This is a genomic window from Thalassolituus hydrocarboniclasticus (genome assembly GCF_025345565.1).
Classification (GTDB): Bacteria; Pseudomonadota; Gammaproteobacteria; order Pseudomonadales; family Oceanobacteraceae; genus Venatoribacter; species Venatoribacter hydrocarboniclasticus.
In genome coordinates this window covers 3269778-3292413 of sequence record NZ_CP054475.1, presented here as the reverse complement: position 1 = coordinate 3292413, position 22636 = coordinate 3269778, and the positions used below count along the sequence as shown (strand labels likewise).

Sequence of the window (22636 nt, the reverse complement as noted above, 5' to 3'; positions counted from 1 at the left end):
CAGAATCAGCCCAGTTGAGACTTCACCAGTTGACTGATCTGTGCCATATCGGCACGACCTTGCACTTGTGGTTTCAGGATGCCCATGACTTTGCCCATGTCCTGCATTGAAGCAGCACCGGACTGTGCAATCGCATCAGCCACCAGTTTGGCCAACTCTTCTTCGCTCAAGGCTTCCGGCAGAAATTCGCTCAGTACATCAATTTCGTACTGCTCGACCGCTGCCAGGTCGTCGCGTCCGGCGGCAGAATACTGCGCGATGGAGTCACGACGTTGTTTGGTCATTTTGTCGAGAATAGCCAGAGCACGCTCGTCGTCGATTTCAATTCGTTCATCGACTTCTACGCGTTTGAATTCTGCCTGCGCTAAACGCAGGGCATTCAGCCGCTCTTTTTCTTTGGCGCGCATTGCCGCTTTAACAGCGTCTTTAATGGTAGCAACCAGAGTACTCATGCGGTCTCCTTCCTTCCCGTAACCCGGCTCTTAGTAGAGGCGGGTCATTTTGCGCTGTTCGCGCTGCACTTTCTTCAAGTGACGCTTAACAGCGGCAGCCGCTTTGCGCTTACGGATCCAGGTTGGCTTCTCGTAGTGCTCACGACGACGTACTTCAGACAGTACGCCTGCTTTTTCGCAAGAACGCTTGAAGCGACGCAGTGCGACGTCAAACGGTTCGTTTTCTTTAACTTTTACAGCTGGCATCCAATCACCTACGTTTTAAATCAGTCTGTTTATGGGGAAACCACAGGCCCCAGTTAGAGGGCGGGCATTCTAAATCCTTTGTCCGTGGATTGCAAAGAGTAGTTTGCAGATTGACCCCGGGCAACCGGCAGACCGCATATTTGCTGGGCTCTGGCCGATGGGTAGCGGAGATTATCCTGTCTTTCCTGCGCCACTTATGCGGCATTCCGGGCGATCCGGGAATTGCGGCTGGCGCAGGCTGGGGTGCGGCAGTATCATGCGCCCCTTCGTTAGATCGTGTGAGAAGAGATTATTTATGCGGGTTTTAGGTCTGGAAACATCCTGCGATGAAACCGGCATCGCCCTGTATGACAGCAAGCAGGGTTTGCTGGCGCACCGGGTTTACTCTCAGATTGCACTGCATGCCGAATATGGCGGCGTGGTGCCGGAACTGGCTTCCCGTGACCATGTGCGCAAAGCATTACCGCTGATCCGTGAAGTGATGGATGAAGCCGGCCTGACACTGAAAGATCTGGATGGTGTGGCCTACACCTCAGGCCCTGGTCTGGTGGGTGCTTTGCTGGTTGGTGCCTGTCTGGGCCGCAGTCTGGCCTGGGCACTCGATCTGCCGGCGATTGGTGTTCACCATATGGAAGGCCACCTGCTGGCACCCATGCTGGAAGATAATCCGCCGCCATTCCCTTTTATTGCGCTGCTGGTATCCGGTGGACACACCCAGCTGGTGCAGGTCGATGGTATTGGCCGTTACAGTCTGCTGGGCGAATCCCTTGACGATGCCGCCGGTGAAGCCTTCGATAAAGCTGCAAAAATGATGGGGCTGCCGTATCCCGGCGGTCCGGCGCTGAGTGCTCTGGCGGCTCAGGGCGATGATAAACGTTTTAAATTCCCGCGCCCGATGACCGACCGTCCTGGTCTGGATTTCAGCTTCAGTGGCTTAAAAACCCGGGTACGTACCACCATTCTTGAATGTGCGGTCGATGGTGTACTGGCGGATCAGGATAAAGCGGATATTTCTGCCTGTTTTCAGGCGGCCGTGGTCGATACGCTGGCGATTAAATGCAAACGGGCGATGCAGCAAACCGGTATTAACCGCCTGATTATTGCCGGTGGTGTCGGTGCTAATAAACGTCTGCGCGAAAAATTACGCACCACGGCGGAGGCTTTAGGTGGCGCGGTATTTTACCCGCGGCCGGAACTCTGTACCGATAACGGTGCCATGATTGCTTATGCCGGAACCCAGCGTTTAGTGGCTGGCGAGCAGTCGGATCTGGCAGTATCGGTGGTACCGCGCTGGCCGATGACCAGTCTGACGCCGGTTGATTGTGTTACGCCTGACGCTAACGCAGAAAGTGGTGCTGAACATGGATAAGGTGTTTATCCGCGGTTTAAAAGTCGATGCCGTTATCGGCGTTTACGACTGGGAAAAACAGGTGCGCCAGCCGCTGATTTTTGATCTGGAAATGGCCTGGGATATTCGTCTGGCAGCCGCCACCGACGATTTAATGCACGCGTTAAATTATCAGGCAGTTACCGAATTTATTGAACGCTTTGTGCGTGAGCAGCATTTCCAGTTGCTGGAATCATTGCTGGAGCGTCTGGCTGAGGCGCTGCGTAAAGAGTTTGGTATGCCCTGGCTGGGCATTCAGGTAGAAAAACCGGCGGTTGTGCCGCAGGCGCGTGCGGTTGGCCTGTACATTGAACGCGGTGATCAGCCGGCAGGAGACAAGCGCTGATGTCCCGTGTGTTTCTTGGTTTAGGTTCCAATATTGATGCCGAACAGAATCTGGCGGCTGGTATTGCGCGCCTGAGTCAGCAGTATTCATTGTTGCGTGTGTCTCCCTGGTATCGCTCCCCGGCGATGGGTTTCGACGGTCCGGATTTTATTAATCTGGTGGTTGAGATTGATTGCGCCTGTGCTCCGGCGGAACTTGCGGCCGGTTTAAAGCAGCTGGAATTTGATTTTGGCCGCAGCGCTGATGCGGTGAAGTATTCATCCCGCGCGCTGGATATCGATATTTTATTGTTTGATGATCTGGTCGGAGAATTCTCAGGGCTGCAGTTACCACGCTCTGATATTCAGCAATTTGCTTTTGTTTTACGTCCGCTGCTGGATATTTTTCCTGACGGTGTTGATCCTGCCGACGGAACACCACTGACGCATTACTGGCCGGCATTAACCGACCAGCCGTTGTATCCGGTACGCGCCAGCCAGAATTCTGTTGCCCGCGGCTAGACGGGTTTTAACAGCAGTTTTTAACAGCGGTTTTTATTCAGCGCTTAGTTGCTGCTGTGTTTTCCAGTATTGCAGATGTTTGTCCCGCGCTTCGTTCAGTGCGGTTCTTATTGCTGCGCCCTGATGCCCCTGGGCGATCATATCCTGCGCATTAATACTCAGCGCTTCTTTGAGTGCCGCACGCATATAACCGGCCTGTGGATAAGGCTCATTTTCCAGCCCGGTACGGCCTTTGGCATCCGCCTCGCAGACCAGTAAAAACTGTTCAAAACGCTCACTTTTGCGCCAGGCATCAAGCTGATTAAAGACTTTATTCAGCGTACTGCCCTTCAGTTCAAACGCGCGGTGCACATGGGTATGAAATTCACTGCTGAGCACGGCTAACTCTGCAGCTTCCCGTGGTGCTTTCAGGCGCTGATGCAGGGTTTTTAACGGCTTTTTACCGCGCGCTTCGTGAGCAATATGGCGTGGCCATTCTTCCTCTGGTGTCAGTGCTTTACCCAGGTCATGACTGAGGGCTGCCCAGCGGACGGCAATATTGCTGCTGAGTTTTGCCGCGGCTTTTAACGACAGTAGTGCATGAATACCGCAATCAATTTCCGGATGATGTTTTTCCGGTTGCGGAATGCCGAACAGAGCATCAATTTCAGCGAACCAGATTTTCAATGCACCGCAGTCGCGCAGCACCTGAAAATACACTTCCGGCTGTTGTTCACCCAGTGCCCGCTGAGTTTCGTTCCAGACCCGTTCCGCGACCAGATGGTCCAGTTCGCCAGCGTTTACCATATTACGCATCAGGGTCATTGTTTCGTCGGCAACACGGAAGCCCAGAGGAGCAAAACGGGCGGCAAAACGGGCGACGCGTAACACCCGTAACGGGTCTTCAGCAAACGCCGGCGATACATGGCGTAATAAGCGTTGTTGCAGATCGGACTGGCCATGGTAAGGGTCAATAATATTGCCATGATCGTCCTGCGCCATGGCATTAATGGTCAGGTCGCGGCGCAGTAAATCTTCTTCCAGCGTGATGTCCGGACTGAAGCGGCAATCAAAACCCTGATAACCCTGACCGCTTTTCCGTTCGGTGCGGGCGAGAGCGTATTCTTCGTGGCTTTGCGGATGCAGAAAAACCGGGAAGTCGGCACCGACCTGCTGAAAACCCTGAGCCAGCAACTCGTCCGGTGTGCTGCCGACCACAACCCAGTCACGATCTTTCAGCGGGATATTCAGTAACTGGTCGCGTACCGCGCCGCCGACAAGGTAAATCTGCATAACGAATATTCCATCAATAAAAAAAGCCGTCACAAAACTGTGACGGCTTTTAAGTTTAGCCTTTCAGGCATCAGAGCAGAACCTTTGCAGGCCCTGCCTGGCCGGAATCAGAAGTAGAAACCGGTTTCCAGCGCTACGCCTGCTTCTTTCTCAGGATCGCTTGGGTTTGCCATGGCGGCGATATCCAGATGGATGCCAAATGGTGACAGGCCCAGACCAACGGATACCATATCAGCATTGGTGGTGCTCATGTTGGTGCGGTAACCGGCGCGCAGTTGCAGAGTGCTGAACAGATCAAACTCGGCACCAATCGCGGCGTACTGGGTGGCACTTTCGAACGCGATCGGATCGTTTTCGGTCAGATCAACATCCAGTGCAACGTTAACCCAGCTGCTCTGGTATGCAATACCGGCACGGAACTGAGGGTTCAGGTTTACTGAGCCGCCATCGATGCTATAGGCCGGCTGCAGCGGGTCCGGGTCGCCGTTGGAGTCTTTTGGTGTAACCACGACATCGGCGTAGTCAAATTCACCACCCAGTAAGTTCTTACCTACCAGGCCTGCCACCCAGTTACCTTCAGAACCGAAGCGGTAAGAGGCACCGATATCCAGGTTTACTTTACTGTATTCTTCTTTGGAGTCTTCCAGGCTGTCTTCATCGACCTCATCGAAACCGTCGACTTCATCAGCGTAATGGTAGGTCGTGATTTTCTGCAGTTTTGGCGTCAGACCAATGGCTACTTTTTCACCGGCAAAATCAAACTCACGGGAGAAAGATACCCCAAGGTCGACAATAGCTACTGCAACCACTTCGGCAGTCGATGTCAGGTTGGCATCACTGGCGTCATCTGTGAACTGGCCGTCCTGAATGATAGTAGTACCGTTATCCGTCACATAATCGAAGCCCTGCAAGGCATTCACCTGATCTTGCAGGTTCTGTAATGTGGTTGCGTCTGGTGCACCACTCTGGAAAGCAGCGTCAATGGCTTCAGTCGTAGTATCCGCCTGCTGAAGATAGGCCTGAGCCGCAGGGACATAGCTATCCAGCAAGCTGAGATCGCGCTCACTGAAATTTACCTTGGCGGAGATATTTGCGCTGCCGGAAATGGACACAGCCGCTGCAAATGTTTTGCTGGGAATAGCCAGTGCCCCGCCGACACCGAGGCGGGCCGACAGTGGGTTGCCGGAGATGCGGTTTAGTGAGTCCGTCAGATCATTGACTGCATTACCAGTGATGGTCAGGTCGCTGTTGACGTCTGTAAACTGGTCTCTGACAGCGCTATTCAGTGACTGAACTGTCGCAGGGTCTGGGGCTGCCTGATTGAGTTCCAGCACCAAGGCATCGACGGCATTGGCCAGGTCATTCAGGTTTTGATCCAGACCTTCAGAAACGCCCATGGCCCCATCAATTGCCGCCTCAAAATCCGGAAAAATTTCGTCAGAAATTAATTCTGCTTCATCGATCAGTTCTTCTTCATCCGCCAGGTTAACACCCACCTGCGGGAACAGCAGGGCGAAATCATCATCTTCAGATGCCTGAGATAAAAGAGAAGGGTTGTAGGCCGGAGCGTGGGCGCGCTGGGCGCTGGCAACACCGGTATTACCCATAGCCAGACCACGGGCGTCCATCGGCAGGAAAGGCGCTGCCTGAGCTGACTGAATTCCGAGGGTGGCGATGGCGACTGCCAGTAGTGAACGTTTGGTCATGGTCGGGGTTCCTGAGTTATTGTTTAGCAGATGATCCTGGCTGCGTATAAATATGCACCTGTTGGGAATTATTCCCGATGTGCGATTGTCTTAACAGATTTAACACACAAGCCCGTGTTGGCTTTCTTATGATAGTCAGTTTTCGCCACCCTTGCATAACGAATATGGCAAGTCTATCCTGCCCGACCTGTGTTAATTCATTAACAGAATAAGTAGATCTGAATGCTGAACGTCATCCGTCCGAAACAAGCCTTTGCCATTATGGCCGCGCCGCAGCGAATCCGCCGTGCCATGGTTGTGTGTGCCCGTTTCCGACGGTCGTTTTAGTCAGTTCATCTGTTCTGTATTAAAAAGGCCGCTTCCGCGGCCTTTTTTGTGGGCCGCCGGCGGTGTTCTGGTCTTCCCGGGGTCTGAGTTATGCCTGTTGTTATTGCTTATCTGGCGGTGGTTTTTATCTGGTCCACCACGCCAATCGCCATCCAGTTCAGTCAGGATGGACTGGATTTTTATACCGCGCTGACGCTGAGAATGTGGTTCAGCGCATTGTTATCTTTGCCCGTTCTTTTGCTGTTGCGTCAGCCTTTGCGTTTTAACCGTGCTGCATTAATGAGTTATCTGGCCGGTAGTCTTGGCGTCTATGGTGCCATGATGTCGGTGTACTGGGGCTCGCTCTATATTCCGTCCGGACTGATTTCTGTGCTCTACGGGCTTAGTCCGATGCTGTCTGGTGCGCTGGCCTGGTTCTGGCTGAATGAGCGGGAGCTGACCCCGGTGCGGGTGCTGGCCTTATTGCTGGCTTTGTTGGGGCTGGCGTTTGTTGTTGCCGGCCGCCTGGCGCTGGATGCCGGTGCCTGGCGTGGCATTCTCGGTACACTGGTGTCGGTTGTGTGCTTTGCTGCCAGTGCGGTTTGGGTGAAGCAGGTGAATGCGGGTCTGCATCCTATGGTGCAGACCAGCGGTACGCTGTGGCTGTCATCCTTTGCTTATCTGCTGACTCTGCCATTTTTCGGGTTGCACCTGCCGGATGAATGGCCGATAGCCAGTCAGCTTGGGCTGGGTTATCTGGTGGTGTTCGGTTCGCTGCTGGGCTTTATGCTGTATTACCTGGTGCTGCAGCATCTGTCTGCTTCGCGGGTAACTCTGATTACGCTGATCGCACCTGTACTGGCGGTGTTCTGGGGCTTCTGGCTGAAGGATGAACGACTGGCCGGGAGTTCGGTGCTGGGAGCCGCTTTGTTGCTCACAGGACTTGCTCTGTACCAGTGGCATATCTGGCCCGACCGTAAACTGCGCGGCTTACTGGCTTTCTCCCGGGGGATAAAAAAAGCTTAATTTTTTATTGCCGTGGCCGATAAGGGCATCAAGGGGAATCTCTGTCTGTAAACCACAGCGCATATTGCGTTGCAGGTGCAGAACAGGTTCCAGCGCCTCAGTTGTCCGGGAGATTGTTATGAAATGGCCTTTTATCGTGGCAGGTACTGCCATCACGTCGATGATGCTGCAGGGGTGTTCCAGCGCCCTGATTGAAGACAGTAGTCTGAATGAAGACCCCGAGGCTTATTTTCAGCCGGTAGAGCAGGAAATTGATCCGATTGCGCCGATGGTCCTGCGGGTGGTCGGCTACGGCGCTATGGATACGGATAAAAAGAAAAGCGATGTACAGCGCCGCCTGATGGCCATCCGCGCATCGAAGATGGATGCTTACCGCTCGATGGCTGAGCGGGTGTATGGCACCTCGATTCAGGGCAGCACCACGGTGCGCGATATGGTTGTGCTGAATGACCGTTTCCGCAGCTATGTGGAAACCTATATGCACGGTGCGCGGGTTGTGTCTTCTGATGTGATGCCGGATGGCAGCGTGGAAACGGTGCTGGAAATGGTGATCGATCAGGGATTCCGTAATTGTCTGCAAACCGCTGACAGCCAGCGCTTCAATGTCGATTGTCGTGCGCCAATGGGTGGCGGTTCAGAAATCAGCAACTTTGCATCCAGCCAGCGCCAGCGTGTGCAGGGCGAGGCCAGTGTTCCGGAAACCGGCTTTTACTTTATTGAGTAACAGCTCTGGGAGGTTGTATGCGTATCCTGAACATTTTAATGATGACTCTGTGTTCTCTGCCGGTTTCTGCTCTGACGGTGGAAGTAACCGGAGAAGCACCGCTGAGCGGTGCCATTTCCTATGCCCGTGAACAGGCTCTGCAGGATGCTATGCGTCAGGCCAGTCTGCGTGCCGGTGCTCAGGTCAGCAGCACTCAGCTGATGAGCCAGGGCGTGGTCAAGCAGGATGATGTGCAGGTGCGTTCGAATGCACAGCTGAAGAATATTGAAGTGCTGTGGGAAGATCAGGCTGGTGGCTTATATCAGGTTGCGATACGCGCCGATGTCAGCCCGCAGGCGATGTGTCCGGCCAGCACTCAGCGTTATCGTAAAGCGGTGGCGGTGGCCGGTTTTGGTCTGGCCCGTCCACAGCAGGCAACGCTTGGGCAGTTGCAGAATATCGAACAGGATCTGCCCCGCGTGCTGGTAAACACGCTCAATAACCGCGGTGCTATCCATGCGCTGGATGCGACCCGTACCAGTCTGTATCAGGACCCACGCCGTGCGCCATCAATGGAAACCGCACAGCAGCGTTTAACCACCTCCGTGGCTCTGGCAACTCAGCTGGGGGCGCAGTATGTGGTGTCCGGTGTGGTGCGTGATCTTTCGATGATGGGCGAGGCTGGCAACGACAGTCGTCGTGCATCGGGTGCGGACAGCTGGCTGGATTTACTCGGGCTGGAAGATAACAACCGTGACCGGCAGTTTGTGATGGATGTCTTTGTGCACGATGGGCTAAGCGGCGCCATGCTGTTTCAGCGCAGTTATTCTGCTCATGGTGCCTGGGACCGTCCGGCGCGGGAGCGGGTGCCTTTTGCCTCGCCACATTTCTGGCAGACGCCGTATGGCGCGGAGGTGCGCGAGTTACTCAGCGGCGTGGTGGATGATGTGGATGAAGTTTTGCGCTGTCAGCCCTTTATGGCCCGTATTGTAAAAGCCAAAGGTAACCGCCTGCATATTGAGGCCAGTGCCGGTGCCGGTATTCGTCCGGGTGATAAGTTTCAGGTTTATCGTACCGGTACCTTCTATAACCTCGACCTTGAACCGCGCACCGAGCTCAGCGATATGGCAACTGAGGTGGTGATCAAACAGGTGCAGCCACAATTTGTGGTCGCGGAGATGAAGCTGACAGCAGAGCATCTGGCAATTCAGCGTGATGATATGGTTATCGCCTGGTAGTCGTTTATAAGAGCAGAGCGAATTGTATTCGCCTTTGCTCTTATTTATACCTGTGTCAGCTGTGTTACCCTGCCGCCTTTCTCCCTGAGCGGACATATTCATGCTGACCAATCGCCACCCAGCCTTTCTCGCCGCACTCTGGATGTCCGGTGCGCTGCTCTCTTTTATGCTGATGGCGATATCCGGACGCGAATTGTCACACTCGCTGACCACTTATCAGATTCTGTTTTTCCGCAGTGTAATAGGTGTGTTGGTTATCTCTATTTTGCTCAGCCGCAGTGGCTGGCAACAAATAAAAACCCAACGGCTGAAAACCCACTGGCTGAGAAATATTGCTCATTATGCTGGCCAGTACGGCTGGTTTTACGGGCTGGCTTTTATTCCACTGGCAGAAGTGATTGCCATTGAATTTACCACGCCGGTCTGGACCGCGTTGCTGGCTTTTTTCCTGTTAAAAGAGCGTCTGACCGGAGCACGCCTGCTGGCGCTGGTATTGGGCATTGCCGGGCTGTTATTGATTCTTCGGCCCGGCGCCGGTGTTTTGCAGCCTGCGGCTTTTGCGGTACTGGGCGGCGCGCTGGGTTATGCCTTTTCTTATATCCAGACCAAATCCCTGACCCGCACTGACACTCCGCTGTGCATTCTGTTTTATATGACGCTGATGCAGCTGCCGTTCGGGCTGGTGCCGTCAGTGCTGAACTGGACAACACCAGCGGCTGAGACGCTGCCCTGGATTGTGCTGGTGGGGCTTACCGCAATGAGCGCACACTTCTGCATGGCGCATGCATTCCGGCTGGCGGATGCAACCGTGGTTGTGCCTATGGATTTTCTGCGTTTGCCATTGATCGCAGTGGTGGGCTATCTGTTTTATCAGGAAAGTATTGATCTGTTTGTGCTGGCAGGTGCTGCCTTAATGTTCAGCGGTAACCTGCTGAATCTGCGGGCGGAATACCGGCGTAACTGAGGTAAGAATACCTGCCAGTTACGCCGGATGGTGATCGCTTATGCCTCTGGTTTATTCTTCGATAGCCACGGATGGGCAGCTCTGGCGTTTTACCATACGTTCATCCTTGTAGGTTTCCAGATGAATATCAAAACCCCAGAGAAAATGCAGGTGTTTAAGCACTTCGTGAGTGTCGGTCGACAGCGGTGTGCCATTTTGCATGGTATGACGCAGGGTCAGTGAACGATCGCCTTCAAGATCAACCGACCAGATCTGAATATTCGGCTCACGCACCGACAGGTCATACTGGCGGGCCAGCATTTCCCGCAGTTTGCGATAACCGCGTTCATCGTGAATAGCTTCAATCAGGTATTTATTCTTTTCATCATCGTCATAAATGCTGAACAGATGAAAGTCACGCATCATTTTCGGTGACAAAAACTGCTGGATAAAACTCTCATCCTTGAAGTTGTTCATGGCGAAGTGCAGGGTCTCCAGCCAGTCGGAGCCGGCGATATCAGGGAACCACTCACGGTCTTCATCCGTCGGGTTTTCGCAGATACGCTTAATATCCTGAAACATATTAAAGCCGAGCGCGTAAGGGTTTATGCCACTGAAATAAGGTGAGTCGAAGCCCGGCTGCAGAACAACGTTGGTATGTGAGGTGAGAAACTCCATCATAAAACCATCGGTAACCTTGCCCTCATCATAAAGATGATTAAGCAGGGTGTAGTGCCAGAAAGTCGCCCAGCCTTCGTTCATGACCTGGGTCTGACGCTGTGGATAAAAGTACTGAGATATTTTACGTACAATACGGATAATTTCGCGCTGCCAGGGCGCGAGCAGCGGCGAATTTTTTTCCAGAAAATACAGAATGTTCTCCTGCGGCTCGCTGGGGAATTTCCGTTTTTTATTATTCTTCTCTGCTTTCAGTGAAGCTGGCAGTGTCCGCCAGAGATCATTCACCTGCTGTTGCAGGATATTCTCCCGCTCCTTCTGCCGTGTTTTTTCTTCTGCCGCAGAAATAGGTTTTGGCCGGCGATAACGGTCGACGCCATAGTTTTGCAAGGCATGGCAGGCATCGAGTACCTGTTCAACTTCTTCCTGGCCATAGCGCTCTTCGCAATGGCGTACATAGTTTTTAGCAAACAGCAGATAATCGATAATTGAACTGGCGTCTGTCCAGGTGCGGAATAAATAATTGCCTTTAAAAAAGGAGTTATGGCCGTAGCAGGCATGGGCGATTACCAGGGCCTGCATCGGCATGGTGTTTTCTTCCATCAGGTAAGCAATGCAGGGGTCGGAGTTAATGACAATTTCATAAGCCAGCCCCATCTGGCCGCGCTTGTAACCTTTTTGCGTAGCCAGAAACTGTTTGCCATAAGACCAGTGGTTGTAACCGATGGGCATACCAACCGATGAGTAAGCATCCATCATCTGTTCGGCGCTGATGATTTCTATCTGATTCGGATAGGTATCCAGCTTATACAGTTTGGCGATGCGGGCGATTTCGCGGTCGTAAACTTCAAGCAGTTCGAAGGTCCAGTCGGAGTCGGTCGACAGGTATTCTCTGGCCTTTTCGCTCATACAGCCTCCTGGTAACGATCCTTGGCAAACAGCTCGCGGAACACCGGATAAATATCACCGGGATTACGGATCTGAGCCATGGCAAAGCGTGAAGCAAACTGACGGCTCAGGCCGGTGTAGGCTTCCCAGAGTGCCTGATGCTGGTTAGGCGTAATTTCGATATAGGCAAAATACTGCACCATCGACAGCAGGGAGTCGCCGAGAATTTTGGCGCAGAGCGGAGAGTCATCGTCCCAGTTATCACCATCGGAAGCCTGGGCGGCATAAATATTCCAATCGGTGTTCTGGTAACGTTCTTCGACAATTTGCTGCATCAGTTTCAGGGCGCTGGAAACAATGGTGCCACCGGTTTCGCGCGAGTAGAAAAAGTCTTCCTCACTGACTTCCCGCGCGCTGGTGTGGTGGCGGATAAATACCAGTTCAATATGCTCATAATTTTTCTGCAGGAACAGGTAAAGCAGAATATAAAAGCGCTTGGCGATGTCTTTAATGTCCTGGGTCATGGAACCAGATACGTCCATAATGCAGAACATAACGGCCTTGCTGCTGGGTGTCGGAACTTTGACCTGACTGCGATAGCGCAGATCCAGATCATCGAGAAAAGGAATGGTTTTAAGGCGTCGCTCCAGCTCAGCGATCTGTTCTTTCAGTGCCAGAACTTCAGGAGTATCGCCAGCGTTTTTCGCCAGATGTTCAGCAAGTTCTGCCTGCAGCTCTTTTAATTTCTTACGCTTGCCGACGCTCATGCCAATACGCCGGGCATGGGCGTTACGCAGCGAGCGGACAACGGAGAGGTTATTGGGCGTACCTTCGGAGACAAAACCGGCACGCCGGGTTTTGAATTCCTTGGACTGGCTCAGTGTTTTTTTGATCATATTGGGCAGAGCCAGATCATCAAACAGGTAATTCAGAAACTCGTCGCGGGTGATATAAAAGGAAAACTCATCTTCCCCTTCGCCCTGATTGCTGGCCTTGCCTGAGCCGCTACCGCCTCCTCCCTGCTGGGGTTTGTCCAGCTGATCTCCGGCATGAAATTCTTTATTGCCGGGAAATACTCGGTGCTGCTTGCCCCCGGGGCCATGGCTGATGCTGGGCTCATGGGTATTACGTGTAGGAATGCTGATCTGTTCGCCGCGCTCCATATCGGTAATGGAACGACGGTTTATCGATTCAGAAACCGCTTCTTTAATATGTTGCCGGTAGCGGCGTAAAAACCGCTCCCGGTTGACCATGCTTTTGTTTTTACCGTTCAGGCGACGGTCAATAATATAAGACATGGTTCACTCCTTATCAGCCGACAGGATTGCTGTTGTCGTGGTCTACTGCGATTTACGCACGCGCAGATACCACTCAGACAGCAGTCTTACTTGTTTCTCGGTATATCCTCTCTCGGTCATGCGGGCGACAAAGTCGTCGTGTTTTTTCTGATCGTCGGATGACGATTTTGCCGAGAAGGAAATAACAGGTAACAGGTCCTCGGTGTTGGAGAACATTTTTTTCTCGATAACGGAGCGCATTTTTTCGTACGACTGCCAGGACGGATTATTGCCATTGTTATTGGCACGTGCCCGCAGTACGAAGTTGACGATCTCGTTACGGAAATCTTTAGGGTTACTGATGCCGGCCGCTTTTTCGATTTTTTCGAGTTCTTCGTTAATCGACGCTCGGTCAAGCATTTCACCGGTTTCCGGATCGCGGTATTCCTGATCCTGAATCCAGAAGTCGGCATAGGTTACGTAGCGGTCAAAAATATTCTGACCATATTCAGCATAGGATTCGAGGTATGCTGTCTGAATCTCTTTACCGATAAAGCCAACGTATTCGGTCGCCAGGTACTCTTTAATAAAATTCAGGTAACGGTTATGTACTTCTTCCGGAAATTGTTCCTGTTCTATGGCCTGTTCAAGAACGTAGAGCAGATGAACCGGGTTAGCTGCCACTTCGGTTGAATCAAAGTTAAAGACTTTGGACAGAATTTTGAAAGCAAAGCGGGTGGAAATCCCACTCATGCCTTCATCAACGCCAGCGGCGTCACGGTATTCCTGAAGCGATTTTGCTTTCGGATCGGTGTCTTTCAGATTTTCACCGTTATAGACCCGCATTTTTGAATAAATACTGGAATTTTCCGGTACTTTTAAACGTGAAAGTACGGTGAACTGAGCCAGCATTTTCAGCGTATCGGGGGCGCAATGGGCGTTGGCTAATGAGCTGCCGGAAAGCAGTTTTTCGTAGATTTTGACTTCTTCATTAACACGCACACAGTAAGGCACTTTGACGATATAAACCCGGTCAAGAAAAGCCTCATTGTTTTTGTTGTTTTTAAAGGTCTGCCATTCCGACTCATTGGAGTGAGCGAGAATAATTCCCTGATAAGGAATGGCGCCCATGCCTTCGGTGCCGTTGTAGTTACCTTCCTGAGTGGCGGTCAGCAGCGGATGCAGCACTTTAATAGGTGCTTTGAACATCTCAACAAATTCCATCAGGCCTTGGTTGGCGCGGTTCAGCGCTCCGGAATAGGCGTAAGCGTCCGGGTCATCCTGGGAGTAATCTTCCAGCTTGCGGATATCAACTTTACCCACCAGAGCAGAAATATCCTGGTTGTTTTCATCGCCGGGTTCGGTCTTGGCAACGGCAATCTGATCCAGAATGGATGGATAGAGTTTAACAACTTCAAATTTACTGATGTCGCCGCCCATTTCATGCAGGCGTTTGACCGCCCAGGGCGACATCACATGGCCGAGATAATGGCGTGGAATTCCGTAATCTTCCTGCAGAATCTGAGCGTCTTCTTCCGGGTCGAATAATCCCAGAGGTGATTCAAAAACCGGAGAGCCTTTAATGGCATAAAACGGAATATGTTCGATCAGATGCTTGAGGCGTTCGGCCAGAGAGGATTTACCGCCGCCTACGGGGCCAAGCAGATAGAGAATCTGTTTGCGTTCTTCCAGGCCCTGAGCGGCGTGGCGGAAATAAGAGACGATGTTTTCCACCGCTTCTTCCATGCCGTAGAACTCGGAGAAGGCCGGGTAACGCTTAATCACTTTGTTGGAAAATATGCGGCTTAAGCGCAGGTCTTTGGCGGTGTCGATTAATTCCGGTTCGCCGATGGCCATCAGCATGCGTTCAGCGGCTGTGGCGTATACGCTTTTGTCCTGTTTGCACAATTCGAGGTATTCCTGCAGGCTCATGACTTCTTCCTGCGTGGCGGAGTACCTGTCTTTGTATCGGCTGAATACGCTCATAGTTCACCTCTCCGGTAGCAACTGTTCGGTCTTGTAATTTTTTTCGGTTACATAAAATTCCGTTAATTAATGCCTGTTTCTCTCAGACCAGTATGGTTCAGTTTGGTTGAGTCGTGCCACTAAATAATTTTATTACACGCTTTTTTAAGGCTGGATTTCAGATCCGGGGTGACTGTTTTTTGTCGCCCTGATCAACCTGAATTTAATTATGCATTGAGCGTGCCGCTTATTACTGAACGGAATAGAAGGGATGCTTCAGTAACGCCGGGTATGGCTCAGATTCAATGGAGGGGAAAAGGAGAGGGGAGACCACAGCGTTTGCTGTGGCCGGTGTTATCAGCTGTGCTCGCACCATTCCGGGAATGCCAGCTTCCACATTTCATAACCGCCATCCAGGCTGTAGACATTGGTGTAGCCCTGCTCGCCGAAGAACTGTGCAGCACCCTGACTGGAGTTGCCATGGTAGCAGCAGACGACCAGCGGCTGATCTTTGGCTGTGGCCGCCATGAATTCTGTCAGATTCTGGTTATCGACCCGCTTTGCCGCGCGAATATGGCCGGCGGAATAGCTCATGGCATCCCGGATATCGGCGATGGCAGCATTGCCCTGCTCAAACAGGGCTTTGGCATCACCGGCTGTAATATGTTTAAACGCACTCATGTATTACCTCGCTTGGCCCCGCTGTTGTATGGGGCTGTGTTATACGGTCTGAGCCGGCACCCGGAACCATTGCTGGTCTTCGAGACGCAGGGCTGATAATTCTCCGCCCCAGACACAACCGGTATCCAGAGCATAAACATTGGTGCCATTCGCTTTGCCTTCCAGCGCCGCCCAGTGGCCAAACAGCAGGCGGGTGGTTGCTGCTGCGCGGTTTTCCGCTTCAAACCAGGGCTGGTAACCCGGCGGCGCCTGATCCAGACCTTCTTTGCTGAGCAGGTCGAGCTGGCCTGCCGGGCTGATAAAGCGCATCCGGGTCAGATAATTGACGATCAGACGCAGGCGCTCCATGCCCTGCAGACCTTTCTGCCACTGGTCGGGCAGGTTGCCATACATCTGGCGGAAGAACTCAGTGCAGTCTTCGCTCTGCAGCACGGCTTCGACTTCCTGTGCCCGTTTGCGTGCCTTGCGTGCACTCCAGGCGGGCGGAATACCGGCGTGGCTCATGCACCAGTTACGCGCTTCATCCAGCACGACCAGAGGCTGAAAGCGCAGCCAGTCGAGCAACTCATCGCGGTCCGGAGCATTGAGCACCGGCGTCAGGGTATCGCTGCTGCGACTGCTGTGGCCGCCGTAATGCATGGCCAGCAGATGCAGATCATGATTACCCAGCACGCAGCGCACGCGGTGGCCGAGGCTTTTGGCAAAACGCAGGACTTCGAGCGATTGCGGACCCCGGTTCACCAGATCGCCGGCCAGCCACAGCTGATCTTTGTGCGGATCAAACTGCACCAGTGCCAGCAGGCGCTGCAGAGGTTCGTAACAACCTTGAATATCACCAATTGCGTATATTGCCATTTAGTAATTTTCTCGTCGAGGCGTTGTGGGCGAATGTCAGTTCAGGGCGTTGGGCGTCGCCAGGGTAAACACCGGAATGGTGGCGTGAAACAGAGTGCCGTCATCGGCTTCCATCACATAATAACCGCGCATGCTGCCAACCCGTGTGGCGAGTACGGCGCCGGAGGAGTAGCGGTAACTTTCATGCGGCTCAATGGTCGGCTGTTCGCCGACCACGCCTTCGCCTTTGACTTCCTGCACATCATTGTTGCCGTCGGCAATAAACCAGTGGCGTGAGCGCAGGGTTGCGGCCTGCTCGCCGCGGTTATGAATGTCGATATGGTAGGCGAAGACAAAACGCTTTTCGTCCGGCACCGACTGCTGTTCAAGGTATTCACACTGCACGCTGACCACAATGCTGTCGTCGAGGCTCATGCCTGTTCTCCGCTGTCGTCCGCGTTTGCATCAGGCGCGGCATCGGCGTCAGCCTGCTGCAGTTCGTAAACGGCATCGGCGATGCGCACGTATTCTTCCAGCGTCAGACGCTCCGGGCGCAGCGTGGTATCAATACCAATGGCTTCCAGCTGTTCGGCGCTGATCAGGTTTTTCAGGGTATTGCGCAGGGTTTTACGGCGCATGCTGAAGGCTTCGCGCACCACGCGTTCCAGTGTTTTGGTGTCTTTCGCCGGGAAAGGCAGCACATCGTAGGGGCTCATGCGCACGATGGCGGAATCGACCTTGGGCGGCGGATTAAACGAGCCCGGGCCAACGATAAACAGCGGCTCCACCTTGCAGTAGTACTGCGCCATGATGCCCAGGCGGCCGTAGTCGGAAGTACCGGGGCCGGACGCCAGGCGATCAACCACTTCTTTCTGTAGCATAAAGTGCATGTCCTGCACGATGGTGTGATGGGACAGGAAGTGGAAAATCAGCGGCGTGGAAATGTTGTACGGCAGGTTGCCGACAATCCGCAGTTGCTGACCCGGTTGCAGCAATTGGCTGAAATCGAACTTCAGCGCATCGCCTTCGTGGATACGGAATTCCGGAAAGTTAAAAAACTTGGTGCGCAGAATCGGGATCAGGTCGCGGTCGAGTTCAACCACGTCGAGCTTACCGCAGGCGTCTAACAATGGTTCGGTCAGGGCGCCCATACCTGGGCCGATTTCGACCAGCGCATCGCTGTGCTTCGGGTTGATAGCACGCACGATCTTATCAATCACATGATGGTCGTGCAGGAAGTTCTGACCAAAGCGCTTACGGGCTTTATGGCCCTGGGCTTTCGGAACGTGACCCTGATTTTTAGGTACGTGACCCTGAGCCTTATGGGCATTGCCCGGAGCTTTGGAGTTGTGTCTTGTCATGTCAGTTTGCCATTTGCAGTGCGACTTCGATGGCGGTCAGCAGGCTGCCGCTGTCAGCCTGTCCGGTAGCGGCAAGATCGAGCGCCGTACCATGATCGACCGAAGTCCGGATTACGGGAAGTCCCAGGGTTATATTGGCGGCGCGGCCGAAGCCGTGAAACTTGAGCACCGGCAGGCCCTGATCGTGATACATGGCCAGGGTTGCGTCCGCCTGTTGCAGATGCTTGGGAGTATAGAGGGTATCGGCGGGCAGTGGGCCAATCAGATCCATGCCTTCATCGCGCAGCTGCTCAAGGGTCGGAATAATAATATCCAGCTCTTCACGGCCAAGATGGCCATCTTCTCCGGCATGCGGATTCAGACCGGCAACCAGAATGCGCGGTTTGGCGACACCAAAGAAGGTTTGCAGATCGTGATGCAGAATACGGGTTACGCGTTTGATGCGATCCGGGGTAATGGCATCGGCGACGGCGCGCAGCGGTAAGTGAGTGGTTACCAGGGCCACGCGCAGATCGCTGGTGGCCAGCATCATCACCACTTCTTCAACGCCACAGTAGTCGCGGAAGTATTCGGTATGACCACTGAAGGCGATGCCGGCGTCATTGATAATGCCTTTGTGCACCGGGGCGGTCACCATACCGGCCCAGTGTTTATCCAGTGCGCCCTGTACGGCGACGCGCAGGGTTTCCAGCACATAGGCGCTGTTGGCTTTGTCGAGTTGTCCGGCACGTACCGGAGCACGCAGGCTGACCGGACAGACGGTCAGCTCGCCGGCGGTGCTGGCCATGGCTTCAGCGGCCGGGTCAAACTCACGCAGACGCAGTGGCAGGCCAAGCTGCTCTGCGCGCTGCATTAACAGATCCGGGTCGGCAATGACGACGCGTTCGCAGCTATGCGGCTGTTGTGCAATCTGAATGCACAGATCCGGACCAATGCCTGCAGGCTCTCCGACGGTAATGGCCAGGCGCAGCGTCATGGACGCTCCTTGATATCAACATAGGCTTCGGAGCGGATCTTACGCAGCCAGATCGGCAGTTCTTCTTCAAAGCGGCGGCCATACAGCATCTGGCGCACCTGATTGCGCTGGTTCTCGGCGCCGACATCGGTCTGGCGACGGTTTTCAACCTGCAGAATGTGCCAGCCGAACTGGCTCTCGAATGGCGCGCTGATTTTTCCGGCACCGGTCTGCTGCATGGTGGCATCGAATTCCGGCACCATGTCGCCCGGATTAACCCAGCCCAGATCACCGCCACTGGCGCCGCTGCCCGGGTCATCGCTGAACTCCTGCGCCAGAGCAGCAAAGTCTTCACCGGCCTGCAGGCGCTGATACAGCTGATTAATCAGCTCTTCTGCCTGCTGCTGGTCGCGTACCTCGTTGGTGCGGATCAGAATATGGCGGGTTTTGGTCTGGGTAATCAGCTGGGTGTTGCCACCGCGTTTATCTTTAAGCTTGATGATGTGATAACCGCTGGCGCTTTTGATCGGATCGGAAATGCCACCCACCTGCAGCTTAGGTGCCACCGGGGCAAAGATGCCCGGCAGCTGGGCTTCTTTACGCCAGCCCAGATCGCCGCCATCGAGGGCGGTGCGGCCACTGGATTCGGCAATGGCCATCTGGCGGAAATCGGCGCCATTACGCAGTTTCTTCACCAGCATTTCGGCTTTTTTAGCGGCGGCCTGCAGATCGGCCGGTGAGGCTTCAGAAGGCACGGCAATCAGGATATGGCCCAGATTGTATTCCGCGGCAGAAGCCATTTTGCCCAGATCGGAGGCGAGGAAGTAATCGACGTCCTGATCGGTAATCTGAATACGCTCACCGACCTGAAAGCGTTGTACACGGGATATGCGCATTTCATTCAGAATCTGCTGGCGGGCGCTGGCAAAGGACACACCTTCTTTTTCCATCGCTTTCTGGAACTGCGGCAGCGTCATATTGTTCTGTGCAGCAATGCGTCCCAATGCTTCGTTCAGCTGAGCATCGCTGATACGGATACCGCCGCGGTCAGCCATCTGCAGCTGAATGCTTTCCAGAATCATGCGCTCCAGCACCTGAGCACGCAGCACATCGGCCGGCGGCAGAGCGCCACCGGCATTCTGGCGTTTTACGCTGTCAATGCGTTCAGTCAGTTCACTGGCCATCAGGATGTCGTCATCAACAACGGCGACCACTTCATCAATGGGTACCGGAGCAGCCAGCGCGTGCTGACTTGCCAGGGCAAAAATACTGCTGAGCAGGAGGGTTTTAATAGTCATGGTATTGTCGTCTTGAGTATCCGGTTATGCCTTCACTGATAATTTCGTCGGTGCCACTGCCGAAGCTGCCGAGACCTTTGAGCTGAATGCTGAGCATGAAGCCGTAGCGTTTGTCGGTGCTGAATTCGGCATCAGCATCGGTATCTTTGGGCGATGTTTCGCGGTACAGCATCTGTACCCGCCAGCAGCAGTTCTGGTACTCGATACCGGCCAGGGATTCGAGCACCGGGCTGACCGGCTTTTTCTCGGTGCTGTTGCTGTCATAAGAGCGCAAATCGCGCAGCTGGCGTCCAACCAGTGCCCAGCGGTCGGTCAGCGACCAGAAGAAGCCTGCATCCAGCTGCTTGGTGCTGGTCAGCACTTTATCGGTTGTGTTGTTGTAACTTTGCACCGTGTTGGTGGCAAGGTTCAGGAAGCGGTTATTCAACCCTTCAAAGCGCACACCATAACGACGCTGACGGGCGAAGTCTTCATAGGTATCCCATTCCAGCGTGTGGTACAGCGACCACTTTTCATCCGGGTTCCATTCCACTTCGCCCAGCGTACTGGATGTGGCCTGAGTATCCGCGTCAGGCACGGTGCTGCCGTTCAGCTGCACCAGACGGTCCTGGTTGTACCAGATACGACCGACGCTGGCGCGGAATTGTTCCAGACCGTCATCGCGGATAAAGCGCGTGGTCAGACCGGCGCTGACCTGATCAAGGTCGGCCAGACGGTCGCCACCGGTAAAACGGTCGCCGTTAAACAGGCTGGCATAGGTGACGGTGGTTTTGGTGCTGTCGAAATTAGGAATCTGATCCTGCCCGGCCAGATACGGGCTTTTCACCCAGAACAGGCGTGGCTCCAGCGTCTGCTGATAGTCGCTGCCAAACCAGTCGAATTCGCGCTCAAAAAACAGACCGGCATCGACGCTGTAGCGGCCGGTTCCCTGGCTGACATCCAGCTCGGTGTCGGCAAGGGTGTCATCGGCGTTGGTGAGGTTATAGCTGCGCTGGCGATATTCAGCCTTGGGGCGGAGAAAACCAAACGGCCATTCCAGCGGATAAGCAATGCTGGTGTCGGACAGCAGACGGTCGCCATTCAGGGCAGCAAAGCCGCTGAGGGTTTGTTCGCTGTCGTTAATAATGGCTTCGTCTTCACGGGTAAAACGGGTGGCCTGCAGGCGTTGCTGAATCTGCAGGGCATTGATCACCAGCGGCTGATAACTCAGGTTCAGCTGCGGCAGGCGACGGTAAGGGCGGTTACCGAGGGCGATGGTTTCGTCGATGGTCTGGAAGCTCTCGGCGGTAATATCAAAATGCCAGTTATTCTGATCCCAGAGAATTTCACCGCGGCGCGGCAGGTGAGTGGTGCGGTTAACGGCCGCCGTCGGGTTCATATCGCTGAGGTAGTCTTTGTCGCTGATGTTGTTGTACACCCAGCGGTGCTGCCAGCCAGCGCCCAGCTTGCCGGATTGCTGATAATTCACCAGCCAGCGCTCTTCGCCTTCGGTCGCGTCTTTATTGAGGTAACCGTAGTTCAGTTCGCCGTCACCAAACCAGCGGGTTTTGTGTCTGAACTGGGTTTCCCACAGCATGCCGCGGTCGAGAATATGATGCGGCACGATGGTGGCGTCGGCATTGGCGGCAATGTTCCAGTAAAACGGCAGCTGAATATCTTCTGCCTGACCGAATTCATTCAGGGTGAATTTCGGGTCAAGGAAGCCGGTCATGCGCTGGTCGCCGATCGGAAAGCGATAATAAGGAATGTACAGCACCGGTACTTCGGCCACGCGCAGGCGGGTATGCCAGGCGCTGCCGATGCCTTTATTCTGGTCAAGGTGCAGTTCGCTGGCCGCCAGATCCCAGTCGTTCTGGCCGGGCTCACAGAAGGTAAAGGTGGCGTCGGTTAAATTAATCTGGCCGGCTTCGAGGGTTTCGATATGGCCGGCGGAGCCACGGAAATGACGTTCCGGTACAGAATACTCGGCTTCGTAAAAATGCACTTCGCCGTTGCTCTGGCTGATGCTCGCCGATTCACCCTGCAGCACAACCTGAGGTGCCTGCAGTGACACGTTGCCATGAAACTCACCATAGCCACGGCTCTGATACCAGCTGGCACGGTCGGCACGTAATACGCGGTCCTGTTGCTGCAGTAACACGTCACCACTCATTTCGGTGTCGCCGTTTTTATTCAGGGTGGAGTTGTCGGCTTCTGCTTCAATACGGTCAGAATCCAGCGCAGTGATGGCGGGAATACGGTAATTACCACTGCAGAATTCCGGCAGTGCCTGTTGTTCGTCTGCGCTCAGCTCGGCGCGGTCGTACCAGCTCAGAGGGTGCGTGCTGGTGTTAATGAGCGGTGCGGCGCTGGCCTGTTCTTCTGCCTGTGCGGGAATAATGGCCAGAGCACTGAGCACAGATCCTGCCAGCAGCGGAGCAGGCAGCAAAACTTTGCTGAAGCGGGCGGCAGGGCGCAGGAAAAAGGGAACCAGGCGCTGAATGTAAGGACAAATCTGAGTCATGAGCGGCTGTAGCGCCTATCCATATTGAGTATGTTATCTTAACGCGCACAGTAACTTATTAACCGGGGTGC

At 54.0% G+C, this 22636-nt stretch carries 21 protein-coding genes; 7 read left to right on the top strand and 14 right to left on the bottom strand.

The window, feature by feature from the left end:
- Positions 1-5: 5 nt before the first annotated feature.
- Positions 6-452: a GatB/YqeY domain-containing protein gene (locus HUF19_RS14710; protein ID WP_145466430.1), complete on the bottom strand. Its 447-nt coding sequence runs from the start codon at positions 450-452 to the stop codon at positions 6-8.
- 30 nt (positions 453-482) lie between these two features.
- Positions 483-698, bottom strand: coding sequence for a 30S ribosomal protein S21 (gene rpsU, locus HUF19_RS14705; RefSeq protein ID WP_145466429.1), 216 nt, complete (start codon positions 696-698; stop codon positions 483-485).
- Between the two features lie 295 nt (positions 699-993).
- Between rpsU and tsaD the strand changes: the two genes are divergently transcribed.
- Genes tsaD through folK form a run of 3 tightly spaced genes read left to right on the top strand, consistent with a single transcriptional unit; the run spans position 994 to position 2931 of the window.
- A complete protein-coding gene (gene tsaD, locus HUF19_RS14700; RefSeq protein WP_260997322.1) occupies positions 994-2067 on the top strand; it encodes a tRNA (adenosine(37)-N6)-threonylcarbamoyltransferase complex transferase subunit TsaD in 1074 nt (357 codons plus the stop codon).
- Positions 2060-2431, top strand: coding sequence for a dihydroneopterin aldolase (folB, locus tag HUF19_RS14695; RefSeq protein ID WP_145466427.1), 372 nt, complete (start codon positions 2060-2062; stop codon positions 2429-2431). The genes tsaD and folB overlap by 8 nt, the downstream gene beginning before the upstream one ends.
- The gene (gene folK / locus HUF19_RS14690; protein ID WP_260997321.1) at positions 2431-2931 is read left to right on the top strand and encodes a 2-amino-4-hydroxy-6-hydroxymethyldihydropteridine diphosphokinase; all 501 of its coding nucleotides are present in this window, start codon (positions 2431-2433) and stop codon (positions 2929-2931) included. Before folB ends, folK begins: the two co-directional genes overlap by 1 nt.
- 33 nt (positions 2932-2964) lie before the next feature.
- Here folK and HUF19_RS14685 read toward each other — a convergent pair whose 3' ends face one another.
- Both HUF19_RS14685 and traF read right to left on the bottom strand, forming a co-directional pair.
- Complete coding sequence (locus HUF19_RS14685) at positions 2965-4203, bottom strand: multifunctional CCA addition/repair protein (protein ID WP_260997320.1); 1239 nt, start codon at positions 4201-4203, stop codon at positions 2965-2967.
- A 107-nt stretch (positions 4204-4310) separates the two neighbouring features.
- Complete coding sequence (traF, locus tag HUF19_RS14680) at positions 4311-5909, bottom strand: conjugal transfer protein TraF (protein ID WP_260997319.1); 1599 nt, start codon at positions 5907-5909, stop codon at positions 4311-4313.
- Between the two features lie 417 nt (positions 5910-6326).
- Here traF and HUF19_RS14675 point away from each other — a divergent pair, with 417 nt between their 5' ends.
- The 4 genes from HUF19_RS14675 (at position 6327) to HUF19_RS14660 (ending at position 10146) form a co-directional block, all read left to right on the top strand.
- Positions 6327-7241, top strand: a complete 915-nt coding sequence (locus HUF19_RS14675; RefSeq protein WP_260997318.1) for a DMT family transporter — start codon at positions 6327-6329, stop codon at positions 7239-7241.
- A gap of 118 nt (positions 7242-7359) precedes the next feature.
- Positions 7360-7965 (top strand): LPP20 family lipoprotein, encoded by a 606-nt coding sequence (locus tag HUF19_RS14670; protein WP_260997317.1) that lies wholly within the window; start codon positions 7360-7362, stop codon positions 7963-7965.
- 17 nt (positions 7966-7982) lie between these two features.
- Positions 7983-9182, top strand: a complete 1200-nt coding sequence (locus HUF19_RS14665; RefSeq protein ID WP_260997316.1) for a flagellar assembly protein FlgT — start codon at positions 7983-7985, stop codon at positions 9180-9182.
- A gap of 100 nt (positions 9183-9282) precedes the next feature.
- Positions 9283-10146 carry a DMT family transporter gene (locus HUF19_RS14660; RefSeq protein WP_260997315.1) on the top strand — a complete coding sequence of 288 codons (864 nt, stop codon included), beginning with the start codon at positions 9283-9285 and terminating at the stop codon, positions 10144-10146.
- Positions 10147-10197: 51 nt separating this feature from the next.
- On the opposite strand, the gene HUF19_RS14655 is transcribed toward HUF19_RS14660, so the two are convergent.
- The 10 genes from HUF19_RS14655 to HUF19_RS14610 form a co-directional block, all read right to left on the bottom strand.
- Positions 10198-11712 (bottom strand): SpoVR family protein, encoded by a 1515-nt coding sequence (locus HUF19_RS14655; RefSeq protein ID WP_260997314.1) that lies wholly within the window; start codon positions 11710-11712, stop codon positions 10198-10200.
- Positions 11709-12989, bottom strand: coding sequence for a YeaH/YhbH family protein (locus tag HUF19_RS14650; RefSeq protein ID WP_260997313.1), 1281 nt, complete (start codon positions 12987-12989; stop codon positions 11709-11711). Before HUF19_RS14650 ends, HUF19_RS14655 begins: the two co-directional genes overlap by 4 nt.
- A 42-nt stretch (positions 12990-13031) precedes the next feature.
- Positions 13032-14954, bottom strand: a complete 1923-nt coding sequence (locus HUF19_RS14645) for a PrkA family serine protein kinase (protein ID WP_260997312.1) — start codon at positions 14952-14954, stop codon at positions 13032-13034.
- A gap of 336 nt (positions 14955-15290) precedes the next feature.
- A complete protein-coding gene (glpE, locus tag HUF19_RS14640) occupies positions 15291-15614 on the bottom strand; it encodes a thiosulfate sulfurtransferase GlpE (protein WP_260997311.1) in 324 nt (107 codons plus the stop codon).
- Positions 15615-15653: 39 nt separating this feature from the next.
- On the bottom strand, positions 15654-16469 hold the full coding sequence (locus tag HUF19_RS14635; protein ID WP_260997310.1) for a symmetrical bis(5'-nucleosyl)-tetraphosphatase: 816 nt from the start codon (positions 16467-16469) through the stop codon (positions 15654-15656).
- A 36-nt stretch (positions 16470-16505) separates the two neighbouring features.
- Positions 16506-16883, bottom strand: coding sequence for a Co2+/Mg2+ efflux facilitator ApaG/CorD (gene apaG, locus HUF19_RS14630; RefSeq protein ID WP_145466414.1), 378 nt, complete (start codon positions 16881-16883; stop codon positions 16506-16508).
- Positions 16880-17809, bottom strand: coding sequence for a 16S rRNA (adenine(1518)-N(6)/adenine(1519)-N(6))-dimethyltransferase RsmA (gene rsmA / locus HUF19_RS14625; RefSeq protein WP_260997309.1), 930 nt, complete (start codon positions 17807-17809; stop codon positions 16880-16882). The genes apaG and rsmA overlap by 4 nt, the downstream gene beginning before the upstream one ends.
- 1 nt (position 17810) lies before the next feature.
- Entirely contained in the window at positions 17811-18785 is a 975-nt protein-coding gene (gene pdxA, locus HUF19_RS14620) for a 4-hydroxythreonine-4-phosphate dehydrogenase PdxA (RefSeq protein ID WP_260997308.1), read from the bottom strand.
- Positions 18782-20062 carry a peptidylprolyl isomerase gene (locus HUF19_RS14615; RefSeq protein ID WP_260997307.1) on the bottom strand — a complete coding sequence of 427 codons (1281 nt, stop codon included), beginning with the start codon at positions 20060-20062 and terminating at the stop codon, positions 18782-18784. Before HUF19_RS14615 ends, pdxA begins: the two co-directional genes overlap by 4 nt.
- Complete coding sequence (locus tag HUF19_RS14610) at positions 20052-22565, bottom strand: LPS-assembly protein LptD (protein ID WP_260997306.1); 2514 nt, start codon at positions 22563-22565, stop codon at positions 20052-20054. Before HUF19_RS14610 ends, HUF19_RS14615 begins: the two co-directional genes overlap by 11 nt.
- Positions 22566-22636: the final 71 nt, after the last annotated feature.

What these genes read in the sequence shown, in the direction of transcription:
- HUF19_RS14710 (WP_145466430.1), bottom strand. Translation starts at nt 452, where the DNA reads ATGAGTACTCTGGTTGCTACCATTAAAGACGCTGTTAAAGCGGCAATG.
- rpsU (WP_145466429.1), bottom strand. Translation starts at nt 698, where the DNA reads ATGCCAGCTGTAAAAGTTAAAGAAAACGAACCGTTTGACGTCGCACTG.
- tsaD (WP_260997322.1), top strand. Translation starts at nt 994, where the DNA reads ATGCGGGTTTTAGGTCTGGAAACATCCTGCGATGAAACCGGCATCGCC.
- folB (WP_145466427.1), top strand. Translation starts at nt 2,060, where the DNA reads ATGGATAAGGTGTTTATCCGCGGTTTAAAAGTCGATGCCGTTATCGGC.
- folK (WP_260997321.1), top strand. Translation starts at nt 2,431, where the DNA reads ATGTCCCGTGTGTTTCTTGGTTTAGGTTCCAATATTGATGCCGAACAG.
- HUF19_RS14685 (WP_260997320.1), bottom strand. Translation starts at nt 4,203, where the DNA reads ATGCAGATTTACCTTGTCGGCGGCGCGGTACGCGACCAGTTACTGAAT.
- traF (WP_260997319.1), bottom strand. Translation starts at nt 5,909, where the DNA reads ATGACCAAACGTTCACTACTGGCAGTCGCCATCGCCACCCTCGGAATT.
- HUF19_RS14675 (WP_260997318.1), top strand. Translation starts at nt 6,327, where the DNA reads ATGCCTGTTGTTATTGCTTATCTGGCGGTGGTTTTTATCTGGTCCACC.
- HUF19_RS14670 (WP_260997317.1), top strand. Translation starts at nt 7,360, where the DNA reads ATGAAATGGCCTTTTATCGTGGCAGGTACTGCCATCACGTCGATGATG.
- HUF19_RS14665 (WP_260997316.1), top strand. Translation starts at nt 7,983, where the DNA reads ATGCGTATCCTGAACATTTTAATGATGACTCTGTGTTCTCTGCCGGTT.
- HUF19_RS14660 (WP_260997315.1), top strand. Translation starts at nt 9,283, where the DNA reads ATGCTGACCAATCGCCACCCAGCCTTTCTCGCCGCACTCTGGATGTCC.
- HUF19_RS14655 (WP_260997314.1), bottom strand. Translation starts at nt 11,712, where the DNA reads ATGAGCGAAAAGGCCAGAGAATACCTGTCGACCGACTCCGACTGGACC.
- HUF19_RS14650 (WP_260997313.1), bottom strand. Translation starts at nt 12,989, where the DNA reads ATGTCTTATATTATTGACCGTCGCCTGAACGGTAAAAACAAAAGCATG.
- HUF19_RS14645 (WP_260997312.1), bottom strand. Translation starts at nt 14,954, where the DNA reads ATGAGCGTATTCAGCCGATACAAAGACAGGTACTCCGCCACGCAGGAA.
- glpE (WP_260997311.1), bottom strand. Translation starts at nt 15,614, where the DNA reads ATGAGTGCGTTTAAACATATTACAGCCGGTGATGCCAAAGCCCTGTTT.
- HUF19_RS14635 (WP_260997310.1), bottom strand. Translation starts at nt 16,469, where the DNA reads ATGGCAATATACGCAATTGGTGATATTCAAGGTTGTTACGAACCTCTG.
- apaG (WP_145466414.1), bottom strand. Translation starts at nt 16,883, where the DNA reads ATGAGCCTCGACGACAGCATTGTGGTCAGCGTGCAGTGTGAATACCTT.
- rsmA (WP_260997309.1), bottom strand. Translation starts at nt 17,809, where the DNA reads ATGACAAGACACAACTCCAAAGCTCCGGGCAATGCCCATAAGGCTCAG.
- pdxA (WP_260997308.1), bottom strand. Translation starts at nt 18,785, where the DNA reads ATGACGCTGCGCCTGGCCATTACCGTCGGAGAGCCTGCAGGCATTGGT.
- HUF19_RS14615 (WP_260997307.1), bottom strand. Translation starts at nt 20,062, where the DNA reads ATGACTATTAAAACCCTCCTGCTCAGCAGTATTTTTGCCCTGGCAAGT.
- HUF19_RS14610 (WP_260997306.1), bottom strand. Translation starts at nt 22,565, where the DNA reads ATGACTCAGATTTGTCCTTACATTCAGCGCCTGGTTCCCTTTTTCCTG.